Source organism: Vibrio sp. S457-15 (assembly GCF_000960545.1).
Classification (GTDB): domain Bacteria; phylum Pseudomonadota; class Gammaproteobacteria; order Enterobacterales; family Vibrionaceae; genus Vibrio; species Vibrio parahaemolyticus.
The window spans coordinates 417,094-440,485 of record NZ_JYOQ01000121.1 but is presented as its reverse complement, the minus strand read 5'-3'; the positions used below and the strand labels follow the sequence as shown (position 1 = coordinate 440,485).

Sequence of the window (23,392 nt, the reverse complement as noted above, 5' to 3'; positions counted from 1 at the left end):
GAGAGGCCCGAAGGTCCCCCTCTTTGGCCCGTAGGCATCATGCGGTATTAGCCATCGTTTCCAATGGTTATCCCCCACATCAGGGCAATTTCCTAGGCATTACTCACCCGTCCGCCGCTCGACGCCGTTATCGTCCCCCGAAGGTTCTGATAACTCGTTTCCGCTCGACTTGCATGTGTTAGGCCTGCCGCCAGCGTTCAATCTGAGCCATGATCAAACTCTTCAATTTAAGATTTTGTTCGGCTCAATGAATACTGAACATTACATAAAGTAATGTTTGAATTGACTGTGCTGAATCCGAAGATTCAATGGTCACTTCGTTTCATTGAAACCTAATTTGATACCGCTTTCCGTTAAGAAATAAATATCTAATTGGATTATCATCAACGAGTGCCCACACAGATTGATAGGTCTATATTGTTAAAGAGCTTGCTTTTCGAGAAGTTTTTCTCTCAAAGCGGAGAGCGTATTCTAATGAACTAATTCTTAGTGTCAAACACTTTTTAAAATTAATTTTTAGAAGCTTTTTCGCCTTATTGCCAGCAGCTTTCGCGTTTCCGCTTTGCCCTGACAACGGAGGCGCATTATAGGGAGATGAGTTTTCTTGGCAACCCCTTTTTAGAAAAAAAATCAAAAAAAAGCGTCGAGTGATGAAATCTCATTCAAACGCTTATTTTTAGCACTCAGTTGTTAACTTCAAGTAGCAAATAAGCAATCAGTATGTGTCTATCCACCCCTCTTCAAAGCTTGCAATATCAAGGTGCAGTGATTTGTCGACTTCGATTTGATCTATTGCCTCTAGTTCTTTATTTACACTACTCATCGTCAATGTGTTGTTGTCTAGCTCAAACACTTGGCGTTGCGTGGTGTAATAGAACTTAAGCGTAGTGAGCGCTTTTAGATCGTCATTGCTCGCGGCTGCTTTAATGCTTTTTAGTTTACGAAAGATTTTGTTGTGCAGTTGCTTGAGTTTCCAAACGTACAGCACCTCTTCCATGTATGGTCGAGTTTTAATTTGATTCAATAAAGAGAGGGAAGTTGCAACTGCTAGAACGACACCAATCAAATTCCAATGGAAATTGCCCGTTGATTGTTCTGGTACGACTTCAGTGTTGCCAAACAAAACAATCAGCAAGGTACTAAAGGCAAGAGAGGAGATGGCGAGCAACGCAACAAAACCGCCAATCACAAAGTTTACTTTCTTTTTATAAATGTCTTTATTTATCTGTTTGATTTCCATATACCACTCCTAACAAGGTTGCCTCCTATTCTAACGAGCACACCCAGCTCCACAATCGAAGCTTTGTAAGTAAGTTCACATTTACTATTAAACTCGCATCCGTTCCCTGCTTAGGTATATACTTCCGCGCATTCACTCTTTCTATACAGAGGCTAAATTCATGCGCTCTTTTGTTTTACGAGCTCGCGCGGCGCCAACCACCAGCAAAGCACTATTAGAAGGTGTTGGTAACGAGGCACATACCGAGATCCTTGCTCATACCATGATGAACACCATGTTCGTGGCACAATCTCACCGTGAAGATGTGGTTGTCCACTTGGTATTAGAGAGCACGAAGGATTACTCGCGCACGATTACCATTCGTTCAAACGACATTACCAATATTGGTGGTTTTCACGAGTCAACGTTGATCTCTGCCGTTGCCCGTGCGTTGGACGCATCTGTTGGTATGGGTAAAGAGCAGCTTCGTGAAGTTGAGCCGGGTATTACGGTTCGTACAGTGAGCTTCGAACGCTTGGTTCAAGAACTGGCGGAAGACCACCAACTTTATATGTTGGACAAGAAAGGCGAATTTGTTCGTGATGCAGAAATTGGTGAAAACCCATGTTTCTTGCTAACCGACCACATTCCGATGCCGAAGAAGTCGTTCAACAGCTTGAAGCGCCTAGGTACTGAGAAAATCAGCCTTGGACCTAAGATGCTGTTTGCTTCTCAGTGTGTAGTATTGATCCACAACGAACTGGATATCCGCGAATTCTAGTTATTCGCGTACACGTTGCTAGATGATGAAAGAGGACTCGATTGAGTCCTCTTTTTTGTTTCTGACTTTCTATGCCGCGCTTATTTACCGCCAATACTCAATCGAGCAAAACGCACATCTGGCGCGAAGAAAGTGCGGCTGTCATTAATAAGCTGCGTATCACCCACAGCTTCTACTTCTTGCAGCATCTTATAGAAGTTACCTGCAACTGTAATTCCGCGCACAGGTTGAACACGTTGACCATCACGGCACAAGAAACCACTCGCACCAAATGAGAAATCACCACTGACAGCATCTGCACCAGAGTGAACCCCTTGCAGTTCCACTAATTCTAGGTATTCACCTGCTTTGATTTCTGACGCACTGCTGTTGCCTGTCGCAATCACTTTGTGATTCGCTGACACGTCTAAGCTCGATTTTGCACCGCGAGCAGCACTTGCCGTCGACACTGCACCCAAATAACTCGCTGTTTGGCTATTGTGCAATAGCGTATTCAGTTGGCCATTGGCGATCAACACATTGTCTTGGGTGGCAAAACCTTCACTATCAAACCCTGCGATAGCCATACCATTCGGCATGTATGCCGCATCGGTAAAGGTAATCAAGTCACTCGCAACACATTGACCAAGCTTGTCACCCAGTGGCGAGATGCCCTTCATCGCACTCACACCAGAAAACGCACTGCCGAAAGCACCGAATAAACTTGCTAGCGCATTGATGTGGAAGATAGCCGGATAGTTACCTGTCGCAACTGGTACTCCATCAAGAAGATCGCGAGCAAGGTTGTAACCGCCTTCAATGCAGTAAGTTGGATTCAACTCATCAAAACGGCGACCTAACGACATTCTACCTGCCATCGACTGTTTGCCATCTTTTTCAAATAAGGTATACGCGTAACAAGTGAAAGAGCGCTCGAAATGTTGACATAACGTACCTTGAGTATTCGCGATGATGAGCTGAGTTTCGCCGTCACTATAACCATTGTATGGTGAGCTTGAAGCGTGAGGTTGAGCCACAACACCTTGTTCAAGCGCGAGGGACAGTTCAATTTTCTCATCGACCGATGTGGTATCGTCTTGCGCAATTTCTGCAATATCAGTGGTGATTTTGCTGTTTACGCAGCTGATGGTTTGATGTTCATCTTGCTTAGAAAAACGAGCACTTTGCAGCGCGTTGGTGAGCATCAAATCTAAACTTGGTTGCTCTAGTGATTCAGAATAACTGGTCGCGACACGAGCATCTTTAATGACTCGAACACCCAGCACTTGGCTTGAGCTGACTTTGTACTCATCCAGCTTGCCTTGGTTTGCTTTCAGCGAAAAGCTGCTGTTACGGTTCACAATCACGTCCGCTTCCGCACCTTGGCGTTTGGCTTCTGACAGGACGTAATCAACCGCGTTAAGAAGTTGTTGTTCTTGGCTCATTAGTTACCGCCTCCTACCAGAATATTGTCCACTTTAAGGGTTGGTTGACCGACTGTTGTAGGTACTGCACCACTAACTGAACCACACATACCTGGAGCAAGTGCCATGTCCTTACCGACCATACTGATTTCTTTCAATACTTTAGGGCCAGTGCTGATCAGTGTCGCCGCTTTCAAAGGCTTGGTAATTTTGCCGTTTTCAATCAAATACGCTTCACGAACAGCGAAGTTAAATTCGCCCGTCCCAGGTTGAACGGAGCCACCCCCCATCTTCTTGGCGTAAATACCGCGTTCGATTCCCGCAAGCATATCATCGAGTGAATGCTCGCCTTCTTCGATAAAGGTATTGCGCATGCGCGAGGTTGGTGCGAACTTGTAGTTCTGACGACGACCAGAGCCTGTTGGCTCGTAACCTGTCTTCATGCCGCCCATTTTGTCGACCATAAAGCTAGTTAGCTTACCGTCTTTGATCAGTTGGGTACGCTGCGTTGGCAAACCTTCGTCATCAACGTGGATTGAGCCCCATTCGTTGGTCATAGTGCCATCATCTACTGCGTTTACTGCGGTATGAGCGATCATCTCACCCATTTTATCGTGGAATACCGACGCCTTCTTCGCAACCGAAGTAGTTTCTAGCAGGTGGCCACACGCTTCGTGGAAGATAACGCCGCCAAAGCCGTTACCAATTACCACAGGCATTTCACCCGATGGACAAGCATCCGCGCCCAATTTCACCAGCGCTTGTTGAGCGATAGTTTGACCCAGCTCTTTCGCATCGATCTGTTCGCTAAACTCCCAACCGGCAAGTGCCCCCGGGCCTTCCATGCCAGAAGATTGCTCATTGCCTTTCTGGGCAACTGTGTTACCCGCAACACGAATGTAGTGACGCGTATCGTCTACATGCAAACCTTCTGAGTTGAAGATAGACACTTGCTGCTCGCGCTGAAGCACACTACCAATGAACTGGCTGATGTATTCACTTTCTGCACGCGCAGCTTGGTCAACTTTCAATAGAAATGCGATTTTTGAATCTAGGTTAGCATCCTTACTTAGCGGCATGCTGCAACCATGTTGGATTGTGTATCGGTTCAAATTCATAGAACCCGCTGACGCGATTTGCTCACGCTTGTCTTTCGCTGCAAGCAGTGATGTCACGCGTTTTAGTTCGGTTTCGTCCGTGCTGTTGGTGTAACCGTAAAGCACTTTGTGGCCGAAGAAGAGGCGAATACCGATACCAAAATCGATACCTGAATTTACATTGTCCACCTCACCAGATGCGATCTGGACGGTGTTAGTTTGGTGATGTTCAACGAATAGCTCAGCGAAATCAGCCCCTAAAAAGAGAGCATGATCGATCACTGACTTCGCTGTTACAGAATTAAGCATGAAGTCTCCTTGCTCGATGATCGTCTTAGCCTTCCTAAATAACTTCCGATAAATTCCGTAAAGTTAAATTGGCAACGCGTTAAATTTTAACAGTTTTTTAACCTTGTTTTATGCTAATCCTTGCCAAAAGAGACCACGACTCTTTATTTAATATTCCAGTTTCTGCTCTTTCATCAGAGCGTTGCACTGGAAAATTCCGCGCAACAAAGTATTAAGAAGCTTACTCTATCACTCACTTCGCATAATTGAATACTCAATAATAATTACTCTCAAAAAACGTATCTCTTGAGTTAGCGTCCTGTTATCATCCGAGCGAAATAGTCGGGGGGCCACGTGATAAGCGTAGGCTGAGATCGAAATTCGAGACCCGTTGAACCTGATTCAGTTAGCACTGACGTAGGGAACTATGCACACTTTGCCTTTCGCCGCCTCTCTTTGGCGAGTGAAACGATCGAACAATCGATCTGCCCACAGCGGTCAAAGTCAGTTCCTATACGTCTTGTAATAGGAGCGACCATGACGCAGCAATCACAGCCTTATTCACATCAGACGCCAGCCTTACCTACCCCTATCGTATTGACCATCGCAGGCTCCGACAGTGGCGGCGGCGCAGGTATTCAAGCAGACATCAAAGCGATGTCGGCAACAGGCAGTTTTGCATGCTCGGTAATTACCGCCATCACTTCGCAAAACACACAAGGCGTTTCTGCGATTTTCCCTATCCCACTTGATCACGTTGAAAGCCAACTCGATGCGGTGTTTACCGATCTCAATATTGTGGCGGTAAAAGTCGGCATGCTGGCGGATTCGAACATCATCAAAGTGGTGGCCAGCAAGATCAGACAGTACCAGCCTAAACATCTTGTGATAGATCCCGTCATGGTCGCCACCAGCGGCGATTTGCTACTTGAGCAATCAGCAATCAGCACATTAAAAGAAGAACTAATTCCACTGGCAGACATCATCACTCCTAACCTGCCAGAGGGTGCCGCACTGACAGGTAAGCCTGTACCTCACTCAGAATCTGAAATGAATAACATGATTGACGACCTTCGTGCGCTTGGTGCCAAAGCCATTCTGCTCAAAGGCGGTCACCTTGAAGAAGATGAAAACAGCAACGATCTGCTGATCATGCAAAACAGTGCCGAGTTAATCAGCGCCAAGCGTTTCCCAACCCAAAACACCCACGGTACGGGCTGTACACTGTCTTCCGCTATTGCGTCTTACCTTGGTCAAGGCAACAACCTGCACAAAGCTGTGCATTTAGGAAAACAGTACATCAGCCAAGCCATCGCTCATGCGGATGAATTGGAAGTGGGGAAAGGTCACGGACCAGTACATCACTTCTTTGCGGGTCATACCTATGTTCGCTAACGCGATTGGCATTCAGCTTTCCGACGCCAGTTTGCAATACAAAGACAGCCAAACACCGACTTTAGCAAAAGTGAACATGGTCATTCCTATCGGTCAATGGACGGTATTACTCGGGCGAAGTGGCTGCGGAAAAACCACGATATTGCGTTACTTAGCTGGCCTACTGGATGACCAAGTTGACTGGCATGGCGAACTCATCACAACCGATGGCGCCGCACTGCATGACCGTGTCGCTTACATGGCTCAGCAGGATTTATTGCTACCGTGGCTTAACGTGCTGGATAACGTCTGCCTTAGCTCGCGCTTTTCTTACACCAATTCAAATCCAGCGGATGAGAAACAACGTGCTCTCTCCTTGTTAGAGCACGTTGGGTTAGCAGATTACGCTTACGCCAAACCCGCTCAACTCTCTGGAGGTATGCGACAGCGCGTAGCCCTTGCTCGCACTCTGATGCAAGACAAACCTTTGGTTTTGATGGATGAACCTTTCTCAGCATTGGACGCCGTGACTCGCCACAAATTGCAAACTCTCTCTGCCGAGCTACTAAAGGACAAAACCGTTGTCTTGATTACGCACGATCCGCAAGAAGCAGTGCGATTGGCGCATCAACTCTATGTGTTACAAGGCATGCCAGCTCAAGCACAGCACTTGGTTGTTCCAAACTCCAAGCCACCAAGAGCTCTCGCTGGAGAGTGCGCAGTTCTGCAGCAAGCGATTTTGGATCAGTTGGAGAAAGACTATGAGTGATATGACTCAGTACAACTCCGTTTCGGCGCATATTAATAAAAAGGAACGCGTGACTCATCCGGCGTTGCGTCTGCTGATCAGCGCAGCCGTGATCTTAGGTTTGTGGCAACTCATTGTAGTGGTGTTTGACATGCCAAACTTCATCTTGCCTTCGCCAATTGAAGTATTGGATAGATTAATCACTCGATACGACGTGCTACTCAAACACACTTGGGTAACAGCACAAGAGATCCTACTTGGCTTGGCGCTTGGATTATCGATGGGTTTGCTATTCGCTTTGCAAATGCTGATGTTCGAGCCGCTCAAACGCTGGCTATTGCCGATTCTTATCGCTAGCCAAGCGATTCCTGTGTTTGCTATCGCGCCAGTGCTCATGCTTTGGCTGGGTTACGGCATTGCATCGAAAGTAGTAATGGCGGCGATCATCATCTTTTTCCCCGTCACGACATGTTGCTACGACGGTCTACGCAATACACCAACTGGTTACCTCGATCTTGCCAAAACCATGGGCGCATCGAAATGGCAATTACTGCGCCATATTCAACTACCTGCCGCCCTGCCAACGTTAGCGTCTGGTATTCGTGTTGCCGTGGTTATTGCGCCGATTGGTGCCGTGGTAGGTGAATGGGTCGGATCAAGTGAGGGTCTAGGCTATCTGATGCTGCAAGCCAACGCTCGCATGATCATCGATGAGATGTTCGCGGCACTGTTTATTCTCGCCGCGCTGTCTATCGCACTCTATTTCACCACTGACAAATTACTGAAAAAAGCCATTCCCTGGGAAAACAAATAGGGAAAGAAAAAGGAAGAACCCCGTGAATAAAAACAAACTCATGAGCGCAGCTGCTCTGCTCGCTTCAATGGTTTCAACTAACGTACTTGCTGCCGAAAAAGAGCTTACTTTAATGCTGGATTGGTTCGTTAACCCGAACCATGGCCCTATCGTGATCGCACAAGAGCGCGGCTACTTTAAACAGCAAGGTTTGAAGGTCAATATCCAAGAACCCGCCGACCCAAGCACACCACCCAAACTAGTTGCGGCTGGCAAAGTCGATATGGCGATTTCATACCAACCTAGCTTGACCATCGACGTAGCGGCTGGCTTGCCATTAATTCGCTCTGCGACCTTGATTGCAACTCCCCTCAACACTTTGATGGTGTTGGATAACGGTAAGAACGAAAACCTTGGCGACCTTGAAGGCAAGAAAATCGGTATTGCTATCGCTGGTAACGAAGAGGCGACAATCGGCACCATGCTTGCGCAGGAGAACGTGAAGTTTTCTGACGTGCAAATCATCAACGTCGGTTGGGCACTCTCTTCCTCTCTCGCATCCGGTAAAGTAGACGCTATTTGGGGCGGCTTGCGTAACTTCGAAGCCAACCAACTTGAGCTAGAAGGCTACAAAGCCAAAGCCTTCTTCCCAGAAGAGCACGGCGTACCAGCGTATGACGAACTGGTATTTGTGGCGAATGCAAAAACCTACGACAAAGCCGCTATCAAAGCGTTCAACAAAGCGCTGGAGCAAGCGACCACTTACATCGTCAACCACCCTAAAGAGTCCTGGAAAGAGTTTGTCGCTTACTCGCCAGACACGCTAAACAACGAGCTCAACCAACGCGCTTGGAATGACACGTTAACTCGTTTCGCGCTTCGCCCATCGGCAGTTGACCTAAAACGCTACGACGATTACGCCGAGTTCATGTACTCACAAAAAATCATCGAAACACTACCAAAAGCAAAAGATTACGTACCGAGCTTTGATTAATTACGAGGCTGCCCCATTATGAAATACCAAGATGTGATCGACGCTTGCCGCCAAGATTGGCAAGAATACACCGAGCATGCCTTCGTGCAGCAATTAACCAAAGGCACACTGGCTCAACCTTGTTTTCTGCATTACTTGAAGCAAGATTTCTTATTCCTAAAACAGTACGCGCGAGCTTATGCGCTGGCAATCTACAAAGCACGTACGTTAGACGACATGCGCCGTGCACTACCAAGTGTACATGCGCTTTTAGATTCAGAGATTGCCCACCATGTTACCTACTGCGGTCAGTGGGGATTGACGGAATCTGATCTCGAAAACGAGCCGGAAGATTTTGGCACGGTGGCTTACACGCGCTACGTACTGGATGCGGGAATGACGGGCGACTTAGTTGACTTGTATGCCGCGCTCGCCCCTTGCTCCATCGGCTACGCCGTCATTGGTAAAATGCTGATTGAAGATGAAAACACGGTATTCGAAGGCAATCCTTACGCAAGTTGGATTAACTTGTACGGCGGTGAAGAGTTCCAATCAGGCGTGGCAAGTGGGGCCGAACACTTTAACCAGTTGCTGGCTGAAATCGACATCCACAGCCAGCGCGGTCAAAACCTGATTCAGGTCTTCAAAACCGCAACGCGTATGGAAGTGGCGTTTTGGCAACAAGGTCTAAACGCGCAATAAGGTTAATTGGAGAATCTCATGTTAATAGAACAAATAACTCAAGCATTAACCGCAGTGCGTCAGCAAAAGCCTTTAGTCGTGAACATTACCAACTACGTGGTGATGAACAACACGGCGAACGCTTTGTTGGCTATCGGAGCTTCGCCAATCATGGCGCATTCAAAGCAAGAAATGGCAGAAATGATGTCGTTTGCAGGCGCTTTGGTGATCAACATCGGCACCCTAGACAGCGTTTGGACGCCGCGCATGAGCTATGCCGTCGAGCAAGCCAACTCGAACGGTAAAATCGTTGTGCTCGACCCTGTCGGTTGCGGTGCAAGTTCACTGCGCACCGAAACCTCGCGCGAAATCGCCCGCCTTGCAAACAAGTTAATCATTCGTGGTAATGCTTCCGAAATCATTGCTCTCGCTGGTGAGCAAGCGCAAAGCAAAGGTGTAGATGCACTCGACAGTAGTGATGCAGCCCTTGGGGCGGCTCACTTCTTAGTTGAAGAATACGGAGCGAGCGTGGTGATCTCCGGCGAAACTGACTACATAGTGACAAAAGAGCAAACCATACAGCTGAATAATGGTCACGAGATGATGCCATACGTAACGGGCATGGGCTGCACACTAACGGCACTGACTGGCGCTTTCGCAGCAATCGGTGACGAAACGGGCCTTGCTGCGGCAGCGGTGCTTGGCGTTGTGGGTGAAATTGCGGCTGAGCAAGCGCGAGGGCCAGGTAGCTTGCAAATGCATCTTTTGGATGAGCTTTACCAACTGGATGAAAAAACACTGGCAACACGTCTTACATTACAAGTGAGATAAATCGCTTCTCAATGCTTTAAACGCCTCTCACTCCAACGAAAGTGGGAGGCGAGAGGAAACACAATGAACGCCTATCGTTTGTATTTGGTCACCGACGACCAACAAGATTTATCCACTCTCAAACACGTTGTAAGAAAGGCGGTAGAAGGTGGGGTCACCATGGTACAGGTGCGCGAAAAACATGGTGACGTTCGTGCATTTATTGAACGAGCTCAAGCCGTGAAGACGATCCTTGAAGGCACTGGCGTCCCGTTAATCATCAATGATCGTGTTGATGTTGCCCTTGCCGTCGATGCCGATGGTGTTCACCTCGGGCAGTCAGACATGCCAGCAGAGATCGCTCGTCAATTGATTGGCCCAAACAAGATTCTCGGCTTATCGATTGAGACTGAAGATCAACTGGCAGAGGCGGATTCTCTGCCCATTGATTACATCGGCTTGAGTGCCATCTTCGCTACGCCAACCAAAACCAACACAAAAAAACACTGGGGTATAGAAGGTTTAAAGATGGCGCTGAACACCACGCCCTTACCAATCGTTGCTATTGGTGGCATCAACGAAACCAACATTCCTGCTCTGAGTGCGACAGGTGTGCATGGTTTGGCTTTGGTTTCTGCCATTTGTCATGCAGAAAACCCAACCAAAGCAGCAGAATACTTACTTTCTCTGATGGATTAAGACCCCAGCGCTTAAGGATGAGCGCCTTTACCTTCCGGATAAATGTCATCAATTCATCACTCAACCTTCATTCTCTCGTCAAATTGACAAAGCGTTGATAAGTTTTTCACGCCAGATAACGTAAGATAAGTCCCTTATTTTCACGTGGTTGAATAACCCTCAATAAAAACAAAACGCTCTCAATGAAAACCAAAAAATATGGATTGATGATGCTCGCCTTGTTTGTTCTTGGCATCATCCCAATGTCGCTGTTTGGCTCTTATCACGATCTCACTTCACAGGTGCCTGAAAGTCTGGGTATTACTTTTACTTTGCTCACTGACTCTGCTGGCAGCAAAGGCTTTTTAATTACCTTAACACTGCTACTGCTTTCTTTATTTCGCTTTAAGCCAAGTCGCACTGAGTGGATGCAAAAACTCTCAATGTTAGGGCTGTTACTTGTGATTGGCTTTGCCAGCAAAACGGGGCTAAAACTGATGACAGAAAGCCCTCGCCCGTACACGGAATTGCTCGCAGCAGAACAATTAATTGAAACACCAGAAACGTTTTATCAGTTAGATACAAAGCAACAAGCCAACGTAATTAACCAGATTTCTGAACACGTCAGTGATTGGCGGACGCGCCATTGGCAAGGCGAGAAAGACTATTCTTTCCCGTCCGGTCATACGATTTTCGTTTCGATTTGTCTGGCTTTCTTTGGTGGGTTGTTCTTGCAGAACAAGTACTATATCTCTGCACTGTCATTATGGATGTGGGGAATGAGCGTCGCATATAGCCGCTTATGGCTGGGCATGCATCGCCCTGAAGATTTAATAGGCTCAGTCTTGTTTGTCGCGATTGTATTTACTTTACTCCCGACATTTCAGATTAAGAAACAGATGCCGTTTGTTTCTCTTGCTTCACGCTAATGTGAACGATTACTAGATAAAAAAGAAGCCAGCGATTCGCTGGCTTCTTGCTTTCAAGCGCTACTTTTTTCTAGCCATTTTTTGGTGGTTCAAACGCTGTTAGTTCTAATTCTGGGCCAGTGTATTTTTCAATACGAACCAGTGCCGAGTTCGCCGCACAGCCGTTTGCAAGTCGAGAGGTCGGAATATCCAACGTTAACACGTTACAACCGCCGTTCTTACAAATGCCGGTTTTCGGATCCAAATCCGGCCAACCGCCTTCATGAATACATACTGAACCTTGCTTGATTCGGTCAGTCACTTCCGCGCCAACCAATACTTGGCCACGGTTGTTAAACGCACGAACTAGATCGCCCGTTTTAATACCACGCGCTTTCGCATCTTCAGGGTGAATCCAAATAGGTTCACGGTTTGCAATTGCGTACTCTTCGCGAATCTTCGCGTAGTTAAACTGGCTGTGTAGACGATGTGCTGCGTGCGCGGTCATTAACTGCAACTCGCCATCTTTTGCATTGCCGGTGTACTCGGTTGGTGCCATCCACGTAGGGTGTGGAGGACAGTCTTCCAACTGGTAACCTTCAATGGTTTTCGAGAAGATTTCAATCTTACCACTTGGCGTACCTAGCGGGTTCATGATCGGGTCTTCACGGAAATCCGCGTAACGAACAAACTGTGCGTTCTTCTCGTTCCACTTCATCTCGATCAGTTGGTTATCTTCCCAGAACTTGCTGAAGTTCGGCATCGCAATGCGAGAGCCACGGCCACCTTGTTGCGCCGCTTTGTAGAAGCCGTACAGCCATTCCATTTCGGTTTTGCCTTCGGTGTACACATCACGGCCACCCGGTGCTAGCATCTCTGCCATGTCCGCGAATACATCGAAGTCATTACGCGCTTCACCTTGCGGCTCAACCACTTGCTTCATTGGCACCAAGTGTTGGTTACTGTAGTCACCCGTCATCGTTAAGTCGTTACGCTCGAACGATGTGGTGATTGGCAGAACGATGTCCGCGTGCTTCGCAGCCGCTGTCCAGTAAGGTTCTGAAATCACGATCAGTTCAGGCTTTTGCCATGCTTTAATCAAGCGGTTGGTGTCTTGGTGGTGAGTAAAGTTCGCACCACCTGCCCACCAAATCATCTTGATATCTGGGAACGTCAGTTCATGACCGTTGTGATGGTAGGATTGACCTGGGTTTTCCAACGCCTCGACAATACGCGCCACAGGGAAGCTTTGCACCGCGCCAGATACCGCCCAGTCGTTACCCGCAGAAGAGCCACCACCCAGCGATGCCGAAATCGCAGGAAGTACGCCAGCATCACGAGCAGGGTTACCACCGTTTGAGTAGTGGTAAGAGAAACCAAAACCACCGCCCGGTAAACCGATTTGACCCAACATCGTTGCCAGTGTAACCAGCATCCAGTGACGCTGTTCACCGTATTGTTGGCGCTGCATGCCCCAACCCGCCATCAGCATGGTGCGGTTTTTACTGAAGATATCAGCCAATAGCTCAAGTTGCTTCGCAGGTACGCCACAGATTTGTGATGCCCATTCTGCTGATTTTTCTACGCCGTCTTCTTCGCCCATCAGGTACGCTTCAAACTTGTCGTAACCTGCGGTGTATTTATCGAGGAAGGCTTTATCGTGCTTACCTTGTTTCACCAAGGTGTGTGCGATACCCATCATCATTGCCACGTCGGTCATTGGGTGAGGAGCAATCCACTCCGCATTCTCGCCAAAGAACTCGATGGTTTCAGAACGAATAGGGTCAATCGCAATAACCGTCTTGCCTGATTTTTTCAATTGATGGAAGAACTCAAGACCAGCACAGTCTGTTGAGCTCCACGCGATTTTTAGGGTGTTGATCGGGTTTAAGCCCCAAAGCACAACCACATCGCTGTGCTCTAGTACCACTGGGTACGTGGTTTGTTGCTCGTACACTTCGATAGAGCCCACAACGTGCGGCATGATGATCTGCGCAGCACCCGTTGAGTAGTCACCCAAGTGGCCTGAGTAGCCGCCTGCCATGCTCATGTAACGTTGCAGCAAGGTTTGTGCTTTGTGCAGCACGCCACTTGAACGCCAGCCGTAAGAGCCAGCAAACACAGAAGCCGGGCCATATTCTTTACGAATGCGCATGTGCTGTTCGTGGATCAGCTTGTAAGCTTCATCCCAAGACACGCGTACAAATTCATCGCTGCCGCGAACGCCTTCGGGAGCTGATGGGGTTGCCAAGTAACCTTTACGAACCATTGGGTACTTAACACGCGCTTTAGTGTGCACTTGGTCAGGACCGGTGCTTTGTAGGCTATTTGGTACAGTTTGAGGCAGAGCATTGGTGGTCGAAACCAACTTACCATCTTGTACTTCACACAACATTGGGCCCATGCGGCCCGCCGTTAGAATGCCTTTGCCGCGAGCATTAGAAGACGCAACAGACATAGGTGCAAATGAAGTGAATGCCATTGCACCAGCCGCCATACCAGTGCCTTTTAGAAATCCGCGACGGGTCATATTAGTCATAATCTTATCCTTCTATTTATCGTTAGTGACCAACCACATCTTTCGCGTGGTGCTGGAAGAACTTGGTTAGAATTTCTAGGTTCTCGGCTGAAATATCAGTTCGATCACCCATACTTTTCGCTACCGGTCCCCATGCATTCACAGTGAAGTGATTTGAAGGAATTTTCGCGTGACAAGTTGCACAGTAAACGTTGTCCAACTCTTCTGCGTATGACCATACTGGATCAAGCGTGTCTACAACTGGAGAATCAATAGCACCTGTTAGAGAAACCGAGCGCCATTCGTTGCCGTAAACATCCGCTTCAAATTCACCAGCTTCAAGCGCTTGTTGGCCTTGCTCTGTTAGCGTTGCTACGATGGCACGTTGACCTTCTCCCATGTAAAGCACTTGTTCTGCGCCTTTCATTTGGAATGCGTTCAACTTAACAGTGCGGTTGTCGCCTTCCGCGCTCATCACTTCCAGTTTTGTTGTTGGATTGATGGTACCCATTTCACCCATATTAATCGTCGTTACTGGGTAAACCACCTTCGCGTTAGCAGCTGTCTTAGTCGTGAAGCTCATCAGCGTTTCGAATGCTTTGCTGTCTAGCTCTGCTTCTGGTGCAAAGTGAGCCACACCTTTGTGACAATCGATACACGTTTGATCGTTCGCTTCCGCGTATTCGTGCATCTTCGCCGCATCGCGTGATTGCTCAAACTCTTCCATTGCATCGAAATCATGACACGAACGACACGTCGCTGAATCATTTTCACGGAACTGAGCCCATACAGTTTCAGCCATGTCTTTACGATGTGCTTCGTATTTCTCTGGCGTGTCGATCTTGCCAGTCACAAACTCATGGTAGATGTCTTTCGATGCACGAATCTTCGTGATCAGGTAGTCCATCGGTTCTTGTGGGATGTGGCAATCAGAACACTCGGCACGAATGCCTTTCGCATTACTGAAGTGCACTGAGCCTTGGTACTCTTTGTAAGGGATTTCCATAGAGTGGCACGAGAGACAGAACTCAGTATCAGAGGTGTAATGCATCACCGCTGCAGTACCACCTAATGTTAACCAGCCCACACCAATGCCGGCAGCAACCAGCAGTGCAACATATCGTTTTTTTATTGACATAATTAGCAACACTTCCAAATAAAATGTAATTATAGATCGCAAAATACTACTTTATGGGTAGCTCTCTCTTGATCCACATCATTTCCGTGTTGCTCTATGCGTCTCAAGAATGAAATTTCGTTATTTAGCTCCCATGAATTCATATCTAGCGCAAATTTTTTGCACAATTCGACATTCACAACATTAATCACTTTTCTAAATTGAACGGTTTGATCAATAAGCTAAGAGAATGAGAGACTGGCAATTCAACTCGATGCATTAAGGATGTGCATGTCGACTCTCATATCTACACCCAGAACCACAATGAGCCCAATCAGAGCAGAAGATTGGGCGCTATTTCAGCGTTTACATATCGAGCCTAGTGTCATCGCTCTCTGCTTCGATAAACCTGACGAGCGAGTGTTACGCGACAAGTTTGAATCTCGTTTAGCGAGCTGGACACCAGAGTGTGACCATTGGTTGTGCTTGACCATTTTCGATGCAAATACTCAACAACCTATTGGGATCACGGGTTTTGTACTAGAGGAAGACAAAGCCGAAGTAGGCTATTTGCTGCTGCCCGAGTTTCATGGCCTGCAATTCGGCACAGAAACACTTAAGGCTTTGCTGCACTGGGCAGAAACCACGCACGATCTCCGCCGCTTTTCAGCCACAGTGACCGAAGGAAATGTCGCATCAGAGCGCGTACTCACAAAATGCGGCTTCGAACTCTCTCAAGTCATTCCAGACGCATACCAAATCGGTGGCAAACACTACGCTGATAAAATCTACTCGCGACAAAAATAAGGACGTATTTTGAATAAAGTAGTCATCGTTACCGGCGCAAGCCGAGGCATTGGAGCCGCAACTGCGAAAAAGCTGGCCGAGCAAGGCTATCGCGTTTGCGTTAATTACCGAACTCAGCAAGAGGCCGCCGACCAAGTTGTGGCAGAAATACAAGCAAACGGCGGGAAAGCCATTGCCATCGCCGCAGACGTAGCCGATGAGCAGCAAGTGCTCTCCTTGTTTAATGAAACAGAACGCGAATTTGGTGCAGTGACGCACTTGGTCAACAACGTGGGCGTGCTGTTTACCCAATCGCCTTTGGCCGACATCAGCTTTGAGCGCTTCCAAACTGTGATGAACACGAATGTCGTCAGTTGTTTCCTCTGCTGTCGAGAAGCGGCGAAGCGGTTCAGTGCGGGCGGTGCCATTGTGAATGTCTCCTCTGGAGCGTCACGCTCAGGCGCGCCATTTGAGTATGTTGATTACGCCACATCAAAAGGCGCGATGGATACCCTAACCAAAGGGCTATCGCTGGAGTTGGCAGAACGCAATATTCGCGTCAATGGCGTTCGACCTGGTTTCATTTATACCGATATGCATGCCGACGGCGGAGAACCAAACCGAGTGGATAGACTGAGCCCTCAAATTCCTCTTAAACGCGGCGGCACAGTAGAAGAAGTGGCGAATGCGATCGCTTGGCTACTGAGTGACGAAGCTTCTTATGTCACAGGATCATTTATCGATATTGCTGGGGGCAGATAGAATGCAAATCCATATCCGACAAGCTACTCCCAATGATTTAGACGGAATTTTTCAGCTTAATTTGCAGATCAATTCACTACATTTTGCGAATGCGCCAGAAGCCTTTGTTGCGCCTTCAGAAGCTGATCGCGAATTTCTTGCGCAAGCACTAGAGAACAAAGAGCGACTCTTTTTGGTTGCCGAACGCGAACAGCAAATTCTCGGCTTCTTAACCGCGATGATCACCCAAAACGACACCGTCAGTTTTCTGATCAAAGACCCAATTTGCCGCGTGGGGACGATCGTTGTCGATGAAGAGCAAAAACAGCAAGGAATCGGTCGTCAACTGCTCCAAGCTTGCGAGCAATGGGCGCGCGATGCCAATGCCACGCAAGTTCGATTGGAAGTGATGGAATTCAATCAGCCAGCACAGCGTTTTTACGATAATCAAGGTTTTAAAACTAACTCACGCATTATGCTGAAACATTTGTAACGATAGCGGCAATTAAACGCTTTTCACGACTAAAGCCGACTAAATCGCATTTATCACTTCGATTTGTCCCCCGATTTTAGAAAAGGCGATATGATGTACTGATATACCCAAGTGACTTCAAGATGCTTGGGTATAAAGGAGATTCGAACATGATTTATCTTTTCGATTGGGGGAACACCTTGATGGTAGATTTCCCTCACGCACAAGGAAAAATGTGCGATTGGGAACACGTAGAAACGGTTCCTCAGGCCACCGAAACGCTGGCAGTACTTTCCCAAAATCATCCCATTTATATTGCGACCAGCGCGTCTGACTCCAACATGGAAGAGGTTCAACGCGCATTCGTCCGCGTCGACTTGGACCAATTCTTAAATGGCTATTTTTGTTTTGCCAACCTCGGTATCGCTAAAAACCAACCTGAGTTTTATCTCGCCGTCGCAAAACAGTTAGGGGTTAACGTGAGTGAAATAACCATGGTCGGAGATTTACCTCACAAAGACATTTATCCCGCCATGCAAGCGGGCGTAAACACCATTTGGTTTAACCCAACGGGCGCTGATGCACCAGCCGAGCCCATTCTGAATCAAATTCGCTGTTTATCTGAGCTTATACCCTAACCGTTACCTGCACTAATCAAGGAAGATGAATGCAAATCAGACCCATCAAGGTAAGCGATCTCGAGCGCTTCACCGCGCTGTGGAATCGGGTGTACTCCGAGGGGGAGTTTTTGATTTCTCCAGCCCCCGATAACACAACACTTCGTAGTATCCTGCAACGTGTTGAGAACGAATCCATCCCTCAGTTTGTCGCGTTTGACCACCAAGAACTTATTGGCAGCGTTGAAATCTTCCCTGCAGAAATGTGCGGTTACGAAGGCGGGCAGCTCATTCGCGTCGGTATTCTTGGTATTCACATCGACAAAAGCTACCGAGGCAAAGGATTAGGACGGAAATTATTATCAATGGCAATCGCGCGCGGTTGGGCGTTTGGCTACGACCAAATCGTACTCAACGTATACAAAACCAACACACCAGCGATTGCTTTGTATGAACGCTTTGGGTTTGAACATCAGGGAGAACTTGGGGAAGTGATCTTGCCAAATGGCAAGGTCTTAATGAGTCAAAAAATGGTATTGAATAAAGCGCAACGCCGTTCGAACAACCCCGATTTGTAGATTCTCGGTAACCGTTGTTCGCAACACTTATTCGGGACTAACACCCTTGCGTCACATGCCCTTGAACAATTGAATCGGTCGAGGCTTGATTCACGTAGTAGAAATAGCAGGCTTCTTCTGCCAATGTGTAACCCTGCGGCCAAATGTACACCACGCGATCAACGCCCGATTTATCTAAGAACTGATAATCAGGAATCGCGACAAAATGAGCACTGTTTGGGTACTGCTGACCGATGATGCAAAAATCACTGCCTTTGCACGGCACGTCAATTTTCGAGTAGCCTCTGGCAGGCAGGTCTATTTCTAATAAAGCACGAATACTGTCGGCGCTGGCTTCTGGCATGCCTTTGCGTGTTTTGACTTGTCGGTCAATGTAGTGAACGTGCTCTTGGTCGTAAGCGTTATCAATCACAGATTGAGCATGGAAGAATTTGAGAGCCGTACCTAAAGAAGACTGAGAACTGTGCAGCATCGCAGCGTATGCTTGGCGATGAATATCGAGTAGTACTGGTAAAGCAGCTAATGCGATGAAAGCCAAAGTGGTGAGCACTATGGTGATTTCCATCAGCGTAAATCCCTTTGATTTCACGTTTCCTATCTCAACTAGCCCAAGACAATAGCCCCACATCCATGTGAGACCGAGCCAATATATCGACAATTTCTTGCGATTAAAGGCCCAAGGGGTAAGAAGAGACAAACACCACTCAAACTTGAGAACAGCAGCCAAAGAGTAGTGCAACAAAACGACGCTATGTATCAGATATTAGACGACTTTTACTCTCTAGCTATTGAGTAAAGGCACATTATTTCGCACCAGACCACGACGAACATTCGTGCACATTTTGCCAAAACGACGAATTTCATCGAATTGCGGAACAATGCCGCGCTCCATAGCCGATTCCCAATAGCTCAGCTCTGAATCCACCATTTCCAGTAACTTCTTCGGACAACCGATGCACTGCCCTTCCGGCCCACACACAAAGGTTTCCGGTTCGTAAATCGGTAGTTCAGCTTTTACTTGGTCGATGATATTACGCATCGCGGTCATTCGGTCTGGCTTTGCCGTCATCACTCTGCTCCACGGATTAAGATGAAGCAGAATTGTACTCACTGGCACGTGAATGTCCCTACCTAATTTAGGTATATTCTGTTTTGATAGCCTTTTTTATCGTCAGATCTGGTTTTTTAACCACCAAATACACCGCCGTAGCCGCTAGGACAAAGCCAGAAATGCCCATCCAATCAAACGACTCTCCAAACGCGAGCCAAGCTTGAATCGCCGTCGTTGGCGGCACTAGGTAAAACACAGACGCCACACTCGAAGACGCCCCATTTCTCACCATGTACAGCAACAATAGAATCGCCACACAAGAGAGCACGACGACCAACCACAACACGGTCAAAATAAACTCCAGTTCCCATTGCACTTGCATGGTTTCAAACTGCATCGCAACAGGCAGAAACATGATGAGCGCGGCCAAATATTGCACTGTCGCACCACCAACCATATCCACTTGTTGGCAATGTTTTTTCTGATACAGCGTCCCTAGCGTGATACCAACCAAAGCCAATAAACACAAACCAATGGCCAACACTTTGTGCTGCTCGGATTGCCACTCCATTTTGCCCATCAACACCATAGTGATACCGACAAAACCAAGAGCCAAACCCAGCCATTGCGAGGGTTTAAATTCCTCACGAACAAACGCCACCAACAAAGCCGCGGTTAAAATCGGCTGAATGCCCACCAGCAACGAACTCAACCCCGCAGGCATACCCAAGGCGATAGCGAAATAAGTACCGCCCAGATAGAAACCGTGGATCAACGCCCCGACTACGCAGCTGTGCCAAAAATCTTTCCCTGTCGGCAACCTTCTACGCAATACCGCCACAAGAACCAAAAACAGTAGGACATTGAATGCCATACGGATAGAAAGTAGTGTCGCTGGCTCGGCATATTGCAAACCAAAACGCGCACCAACAAATCCAGAAGCCCAAAGGATGACAAATACAAAAGGGATGGCTCGGATTAACATGATCGCCTCACTCACGCTTGTTTTATGTTTTGAGATGCTGCTAATGTAATTAGGTACAGTGTTTTCAAAAAGTGACAGATGGAAGTGTTTTTATGGGTACAGATTTATTGGAAAGCGGTGAAGGGAATAAGTACCTCGTGGTGGAAAAGCACCTTAAACAAGCCATCAATGGTGGCGTTTACCAAGTGGATGATCGACTGCCCTCCATTCGCTCATTGAGCCAAGAATTAAGCGTCAGCAAAAACACCGTGATTCGTGCGTATCAAGAGCTGGAAGCGCAAAACTTGGTGTACTCGGTTCCCAAGTCGGGTTATCGAGTAAAAATCGCCTTGCCGACCTCTCGCTCAATTCCGGATCCGACTCGCGTGGATTTGCTCTCGATCTGCAAAGAAATCCTCACGTACCCTGAATACCAAGAGCGTTTGCCCGCTGGCTCAGCCCACCCAAACATTGACTCCCCCGCGATCAAAAGCTTGTACGCCGAGATTGGCCGCCACAGCCGCCAGCAAACGCATGTACCGAGCCATTACCAATTACCACCCGGTGATCACCTCTTAATCAAACAACTGGCGAAAATCACACAAGATTTGGGCACGCCAGCCAAGTTGGATGAGATCATGGTGACGCACGGCGCGCAACAAGCAATTAGCCTAGCGCTGCGCGCAACGACACAAAAAGGCGATATCGTCGCGGTGGAGTCCCCTTGCTATTTTGGTAATTTATTGATGCTCGAATCACTCGGCCTCAAAGTGGTGGAAATCCCGAGTTGCCCACGAGACGGTATGTGCCCCGAAGCCTTAGCAAAAGCAATGGCGACATGGGACATAAGAGCGATCATCGTAACACCAAACTTCACCAACCCTACTGGTGCTATGATGCCGCTAGAAAAGCGTCAACAATTACTATTGGCGTCCGGCAATATTCCTATTATCGAAGACGATGTGTTTGGCGGGTTAAGTTATGATAAGCCGTTGCCAAGCTTGAGCTTGCTCGATGACAAGCAACGCGTGATTTACGTGAATTCGTTATCCAAAACACTCGATTCGCGTTTGAGAATTGGTTGGATGCTGGCGGGGAGATATCGAGATCAAATTGAGCAATATCTACTGTGTGAGAACATGGGCAGTTTGAACCTGATGCAGTCAGCCGTGGCAACGTTTCTAACGTCAGGCAAGTATCGAACGCATACTGCGCGAATGGGTCGGGTTTATCAAAACAACATGCGCCGATTTATCCAGATGCTTCATCAATACTTAGATGAATACGAATCTCTAAAAAATCGATATCAGATCAACGCCGAGCAAGGCTCGTTCTTGCTTTGGTTGCGCCTGCCCGAAGACACGGACAGTTATGCGTTGTATCAAGCGTGCAATAAGCACAGAATCAGCCTACTTCCCGGCACCGTATTTGGCACTCAAGAGCAATATCGACATTGCGTGCGCATCAGCGTGGCAAACTTTGGTCATGAAACCGATTGGAGTCACGCGATGCAAACACTGGCAAAGTTGATAGCAAAGCATGCCTGTTAACTCGCTCTTGCTAAATGAACTTATGCCCACACACGCAAACAGGTAACAACAAAAAACTCCACGCAAAGGTGGAGTTTTCTCGTATCGTTATCGCCCTCAGTGCGACTTAATTTGCCACATTCTCGCGACGTTTTCGGCTAAATTGGCAACGTTGACGTCGGCCTCTTTCATGGCCTCAGATAAGCTCATCGCCCTTGGTACACAAGCAAACACCGCATCAATTCCGCACTCATAAACCGCCTGATAGTTGTCGCCCACACAGCCTGCTAATGCAATGACTGGTAGATTAAACTGTTTGGCCACCTTAGCAACGCCCATCGGCGTTTTGCCATGTGCGGTTTGATGATCGATGCGACCCTCGCCTGTGAATACGATATCCGCATCCGCAACATGCTCAGCAAGTTTGACCGTTTCAAGCACAATCTCAATTCCCGGTTGCAAACGTGCTGGCGTGTACCCGAGCAAGGCCGCGCCCATACCACCAGCAGCACCCGCCCCTTCACGAGTCAGTACATGCTTACCCGTCGCTTGTTCCGTCAACTCGCCAAACTTGCGCAATGCGTTATCGAGCAGAGTGACGTCTGACGCTGTCGCTCCCTTTTGCGGGCCAAAGATAGCCGACGCGCCTTTGTCGCCACAGAGTGGGTTATCAACATCGCACGCTACCAACATTTCGCAAGCAGCTAAGCGCGGGTCAAGACCAGAAATATCGATGGATGCAAGCGTCGCTAGCCCGCCTCCATTTGGGGTAATTGCATGACCAGATTCATCAAGAAACGTTACCCCCAACGCGGTCAACATGCCCACGCCACCATCATTGGTAGCGCTGCCGCCCAAACCAATGATTAAGCGTTGAATGCCGCGGTCTAGCGCGTGTTTGATCAGCTGTCCGGTACCAATGCTGCTGGTCAATTTTGGGTCGCGAGCGTCACTCGGCACAAGGTGCAGCCCACTGGCCTCCGCCATTTCAATAACCGCAGTTTCGCCGTCGCCGAGGATGCCATAAAACGCTTCAACATCATTCCCTAATGGCGCGGTCACTGTTGTGAAGACTTGTTCGCCTTGAGTTGCATCTATCAAAGATTGAACCGTGCCTTCGCCACCGTCTGCGACCGGAACCGTAACAAACTCGGCATCATGCCATACGCGAGCAAGACCCGTTTTGATCGCCTCGCTCACTTGTTTGGCGGTTAAGCTTTCTTTAAATGAATCAGGTGCAATTACCACTTTCATACGTATTTCCAG

General features: G+C 48.0%; 24 protein-coding genes, 1 rRNA gene and 1 riboswitch. Of the genes, 15 read left to right on the top strand and 10 right to left on the bottom strand.

Annotated elements, in window-relative coordinates; genetic code table 11:
* Both UF05_RS13090 and UF05_RS13085 read right to left on the bottom strand, forming a co-directional pair.
* A 16S ribosomal RNA gene (locus UF05_RS13090) occupies positions 1–229 on the bottom strand; the annotation flags it as partial.
* Between the two features lie 486 nt (positions 230–715).
* On the bottom strand, positions 716–1,240 hold the full coding sequence (locus tag UF05_RS13085) for a DUF3087 domain-containing protein (RefSeq protein WP_024702320.1): 525 nt from the start codon (positions 1,238–1,240) through the stop codon (positions 716–718).
* Between the two features lie 160 nt (positions 1,241–1,400).
* Here UF05_RS13085 and trmY point away from each other — a divergent pair, with 160 nt between their 5' ends.
* Positions 1,401–2,000 (top strand): tRNA (pseudouridine(54)-N(1))-methyltransferase TrmY, encoded by a 600-nt coding sequence (gene trmY, locus UF05_RS13080; RefSeq protein ID WP_020841684.1) that lies wholly within the window; start codon positions 1,401–1,403, stop codon positions 1,998–2,000.
* Positions 2,001–2,080: 80 nt separating this feature from the next.
* Here the strand turns inward: trmY and UF05_RS13075 are convergent, their stop codons facing one another.
* Both UF05_RS13075 and UF05_RS13070 read right to left on the bottom strand, forming a co-directional pair.
* Positions 2,081–3,424 (bottom strand): TldD/PmbA family protein, encoded by a 1,344-nt coding sequence (locus UF05_RS13075; protein WP_025551877.1) that lies wholly within the window; start codon positions 3,422–3,424, stop codon positions 2,081–2,083.
* Positions 3,424–4,809, bottom strand: a complete 1,386-nt coding sequence (locus UF05_RS13070; RefSeq protein WP_031820738.1) for a TldD/PmbA family protein — start codon at positions 4,807–4,809, stop codon at positions 3,424–3,426. Before UF05_RS13070 ends, UF05_RS13075 begins: the two co-directional genes overlap by 1 nt.
* 312 nt (positions 4,810–5,121) lie before the next feature.
* A riboswitch (TPP riboswitch) is annotated at positions 5,122–5,229 on the top strand.
* A 96-nt stretch (positions 5,230–5,325) separates the two neighbouring features.
* Here UF05_RS13070 and thiD point away from each other — a divergent pair.
* The 8 genes from thiD (at position 5,326) to UF05_RS13030 (ending at position 11,774) form a co-directional block, all read left to right on the top strand.
* Positions 5,326–6,183, top strand: a complete 858-nt coding sequence (thiD, locus tag UF05_RS13065; protein ID WP_045545656.1) for a bifunctional hydroxymethylpyrimidine kinase/phosphomethylpyrimidine kinase — start codon at positions 5,326–5,328, stop codon at positions 6,181–6,183.
* A complete protein-coding gene (locus tag UF05_RS13060) occupies positions 6,173–6,931 on the top strand; it encodes an ABC transporter ATP-binding protein (protein ID WP_045545655.1) in 759 nt (252 codons plus the stop codon). The genes thiD and UF05_RS13060 overlap by 11 nt, the downstream gene beginning before the upstream one ends.
* Complete coding sequence (locus UF05_RS13055) at positions 6,924–7,724, top strand: ABC transporter permease (protein ID WP_025572391.1); 801 nt, start codon at positions 6,924–6,926, stop codon at positions 7,722–7,724. The genes UF05_RS13060 and UF05_RS13055 overlap by 8 nt, the downstream gene beginning before the upstream one ends.
* A gap of 22 nt (positions 7,725–7,746) precedes the next feature.
* Positions 7,747–8,697 (top strand): ABC transporter substrate-binding protein, encoded by a 951-nt coding sequence (locus tag UF05_RS13050; protein ID WP_082064027.1) that lies wholly within the window; start codon positions 7,747–7,749, stop codon positions 8,695–8,697.
* Between the two features lie 18 nt (positions 8,698–8,715).
* Positions 8,716–9,378, top strand: a complete 663-nt coding sequence (gene tenA / locus UF05_RS13045) for a thiaminase II (protein WP_045545654.1) — start codon at positions 8,716–8,718, stop codon at positions 9,376–9,378.
* An 18-nt stretch (positions 9,379–9,396) separates the two neighbouring features.
* Positions 9,397–10,188 (top strand): hydroxyethylthiazole kinase, encoded by a 792-nt coding sequence (thiM, locus tag UF05_RS13040; protein ID WP_045545653.1) that lies wholly within the window; start codon positions 9,397–9,399, stop codon positions 10,186–10,188.
* 63 nt (positions 10,189–10,251) lie between these two features.
* Positions 10,252–10,866 (top strand): thiamine phosphate synthase, encoded by a 615-nt coding sequence (gene thiE / locus UF05_RS13035; protein ID WP_029846097.1) that lies wholly within the window; start codon positions 10,252–10,254, stop codon positions 10,864–10,866.
* Between the two features lie 182 nt (positions 10,867–11,048).
* A complete protein-coding gene (locus UF05_RS13030) occupies positions 11,049–11,774 on the top strand; it encodes a phosphatase PAP2 family protein (protein WP_025574180.1) in 726 nt (241 codons plus the stop codon).
* A 70-nt stretch (positions 11,775–11,844) separates the two neighbouring features.
* On the opposite strand, the gene UF05_RS13025 is transcribed toward UF05_RS13030, so the two are convergent.
* Positions 11,845–14,292: a trimethylamine-N-oxide reductase 2 gene (locus UF05_RS13025; protein WP_045545652.1), complete on the bottom strand. Its 2,448-nt coding sequence runs from the start codon at positions 14,290–14,292 to the stop codon at positions 11,845–11,847.
* Between the two features lie 22 nt (positions 14,293–14,314).
* Positions 14,315–15,409, bottom strand: a complete 1,095-nt coding sequence (locus UF05_RS13020; RefSeq protein WP_045545651.1) for a NapC/NirT family cytochrome c — start codon at positions 15,407–15,409, stop codon at positions 14,315–14,317.
* A 270-nt stretch (positions 15,410–15,679) separates the two neighbouring features.
* Here UF05_RS13020 and UF05_RS13015 point away from each other — a divergent pair, with 270 nt between their 5' ends.
* The 5 genes from UF05_RS13015 (at position 15,680) to UF05_RS12995 (ending at position 18,582) form a co-directional block, all read left to right on the top strand.
* A complete protein-coding gene (locus tag UF05_RS13015; RefSeq protein ID WP_025793503.1) occupies positions 15,680–16,195 on the top strand; it encodes a GNAT family N-acetyltransferase in 516 nt (171 codons plus the stop codon).
* Between the two features lie 9 nt (positions 16,196–16,204).
* Complete coding sequence (locus UF05_RS13010; RefSeq protein ID WP_045545650.1) at positions 16,205–16,936, top strand: glucose 1-dehydrogenase; 732 nt, start codon at positions 16,205–16,207, stop codon at positions 16,934–16,936.
* Position 16,937: 1 nt separating this feature from the next.
* Positions 16,938–17,408: a GNAT family N-acetyltransferase gene (locus UF05_RS13005; RefSeq protein ID WP_020841670.1), complete on the top strand. Its 471-nt coding sequence runs from the start codon at positions 16,938–16,940 to the stop codon at positions 17,406–17,408.
* A 149-nt stretch (positions 17,409–17,557) separates the two neighbouring features.
* Complete coding sequence (locus tag UF05_RS13000) at positions 17,558–18,025, top strand: HAD family hydrolase (RefSeq protein WP_020841669.1); 468 nt, start codon at positions 17,558–17,560, stop codon at positions 18,023–18,025.
* A 29-nt stretch (positions 18,026–18,054) separates the two neighbouring features.
* The gene (locus UF05_RS12995) at positions 18,055–18,582 is read left to right on the top strand and encodes a GNAT family N-acetyltransferase (RefSeq protein WP_025793506.1); all 528 of its coding nucleotides are present in this window, start codon (positions 18,055–18,057) and stop codon (positions 18,580–18,582) included.
* Between the two features lie 37 nt (positions 18,583–18,619).
* Here the strand turns inward: UF05_RS12995 and UF05_RS12990 are convergent, their stop codons facing one another.
* The 3 genes from UF05_RS12990 to UF05_RS12980 all read right to left on the bottom strand — a co-directional run bounded on the left by UF05_RS12990 (position 18,620) and on the right by UF05_RS12980 (position 20,618).
* On the bottom strand, positions 18,620–19,210 hold the full coding sequence (locus tag UF05_RS12990; protein WP_228071725.1) for a type II secretion system protein: 591 nt from the start codon (positions 19,208–19,210) through the stop codon (positions 18,620–18,622).
* Positions 19,211–19,363: 153 nt separating this feature from the next.
* Entirely contained in the window at positions 19,364–19,651 is a 288-nt protein-coding gene (locus UF05_RS12985) for a hypothetical protein (protein ID WP_005459922.1), read from the bottom strand.
* Positions 19,652–19,718: 67 nt separating this feature from the next.
* Positions 19,719–20,618, bottom strand: a complete 900-nt coding sequence (locus UF05_RS12980; protein WP_045545649.1) for a DMT family transporter — start codon at positions 20,616–20,618, stop codon at positions 19,719–19,721.
* A gap of 92 nt (positions 20,619–20,710) precedes the next feature.
* On the opposite strand from UF05_RS12980, the gene UF05_RS12975 reads away from it, so the two are divergent.
* Positions 20,711–22,147, top strand: coding sequence for an aminotransferase-like domain-containing protein (locus UF05_RS12975; protein WP_045545648.1), 1,437 nt, complete (start codon positions 20,711–20,713; stop codon positions 22,145–22,147).
* A gap of 96 nt (positions 22,148–22,243) precedes the next feature.
* Here the strand turns inward: UF05_RS12975 and UF05_RS12970 are convergent, their stop codons facing one another.
* Positions 22,244–23,380 carry a glycerate kinase gene (locus UF05_RS12970; RefSeq protein ID WP_045545647.1) on the bottom strand — a complete coding sequence of 379 codons (1,137 nt, stop codon included), beginning with the start codon at positions 23,378–23,380 and terminating at the stop codon, positions 22,244–22,246.
* Between the last annotated feature and the right edge of the window lie 12 nt (positions 23,381–23,392).

Bases quoted from the DNA above. Each gene is read 5' to 3' on its own strand.
- UF05_RS13085 (WP_024702320.1), bottom strand. From the start codon at position 1,240: ATGGAAATCAAACAGATAAATAAAGACATTTATAAAAAGAAAGTAAAC.
- trmY (WP_020841684.1), top strand. From the start codon at position 1,401: ATGCGCTCTTTTGTTTTACGAGCTCGCGCGGCGCCAACCACCAGCAAA.
- UF05_RS13075 (WP_025551877.1), bottom strand. From the start codon at position 3,424: ATGAGCCAAGAACAACAACTTCTTAACGCGGTTGATTACGTCCTGTCA.
- UF05_RS13070 (WP_031820738.1), bottom strand. From the start codon at position 4,809: ATGCTTAATTCTGTAACAGCGAAGTCAGTGATCGATCATGCTCTCTTT.
- thiD (WP_045545656.1), top strand. From the start codon at position 5,326: ATGACGCAGCAATCACAGCCTTATTCACATCAGACGCCAGCCTTACCT.
- UF05_RS13060 (WP_045545655.1), top strand. From the start codon at position 6,173: ATGTTCGCTAACGCGATTGGCATTCAGCTTTCCGACGCCAGTTTGCAA.
- UF05_RS13055 (WP_025572391.1), top strand. From the start codon at position 6,924: ATGAGTGATATGACTCAGTACAACTCCGTTTCGGCGCATATTAATAAA.
- tenA (WP_045545654.1), top strand. From the start codon at position 8,716: ATGAAATACCAAGATGTGATCGACGCTTGCCGCCAAGATTGGCAAGAA.
- thiM (WP_045545653.1), top strand. From the start codon at position 9,397: ATGTTAATAGAACAAATAACTCAAGCATTAACCGCAGTGCGTCAGCAA.
- thiE (WP_029846097.1), top strand. From the start codon at position 10,252: ATGAACGCCTATCGTTTGTATTTGGTCACCGACGACCAACAAGATTTA.
- UF05_RS13030 (WP_025574180.1), top strand. From the start codon at position 11,049: ATGAAAACCAAAAAATATGGATTGATGATGCTCGCCTTGTTTGTTCTT.
- UF05_RS13025 (WP_045545652.1), bottom strand. From the start codon at position 14,292: ATGACTAATATGACCCGTCGCGGATTTCTAAAAGGCACTGGTATGGCG.
- UF05_RS13020 (WP_045545651.1), bottom strand. From the start codon at position 15,409: ATGTCAATAAAAAAACGATATGTTGCACTGCTGGTTGCTGCCGGCATT.
- UF05_RS13015 (WP_025793503.1), top strand. From the start codon at position 15,680: ATGTCGACTCTCATATCTACACCCAGAACCACAATGAGCCCAATCAGA.
- UF05_RS13005 (WP_020841670.1), top strand. From the start codon at position 16,938: ATGCAAATCCATATCCGACAAGCTACTCCCAATGATTTAGACGGAATT.
- UF05_RS13000 (WP_020841669.1), top strand. From the start codon at position 17,558: ATGATTTATCTTTTCGATTGGGGGAACACCTTGATGGTAGATTTCCCT.
- UF05_RS12995 (WP_025793506.1), top strand. From the start codon at position 18,055: ATGCAAATCAGACCCATCAAGGTAAGCGATCTCGAGCGCTTCACCGCG.
- UF05_RS12990 (WP_228071725.1), bottom strand. From the start codon at position 19,210: ATGTGGGGCTATTGTCTTGGGCTAGTTGAGATAGGAAACGTGAAATCA.
- UF05_RS12985 (WP_005459922.1), bottom strand. From the start codon at position 19,651: ATGACGGCAAAGCCAGACCGAATGACCGCGATGCGTAATATCATCGAC.
- UF05_RS12980 (WP_045545649.1), bottom strand. From the start codon at position 20,618: ATGTTAATCCGAGCCATCCCTTTTGTATTTGTCATCCTTTGGGCTTCT.
- UF05_RS12975 (WP_045545648.1), top strand. From the start codon at position 20,711: ATGGGTACAGATTTATTGGAAAGCGGTGAAGGGAATAAGTACCTCGTG.
- UF05_RS12970 (WP_045545647.1), bottom strand. From the start codon at position 23,380: ATGAAAGTGGTAATTGCACCTGATTCATTTAAAGAAAGCTTAACCGCC.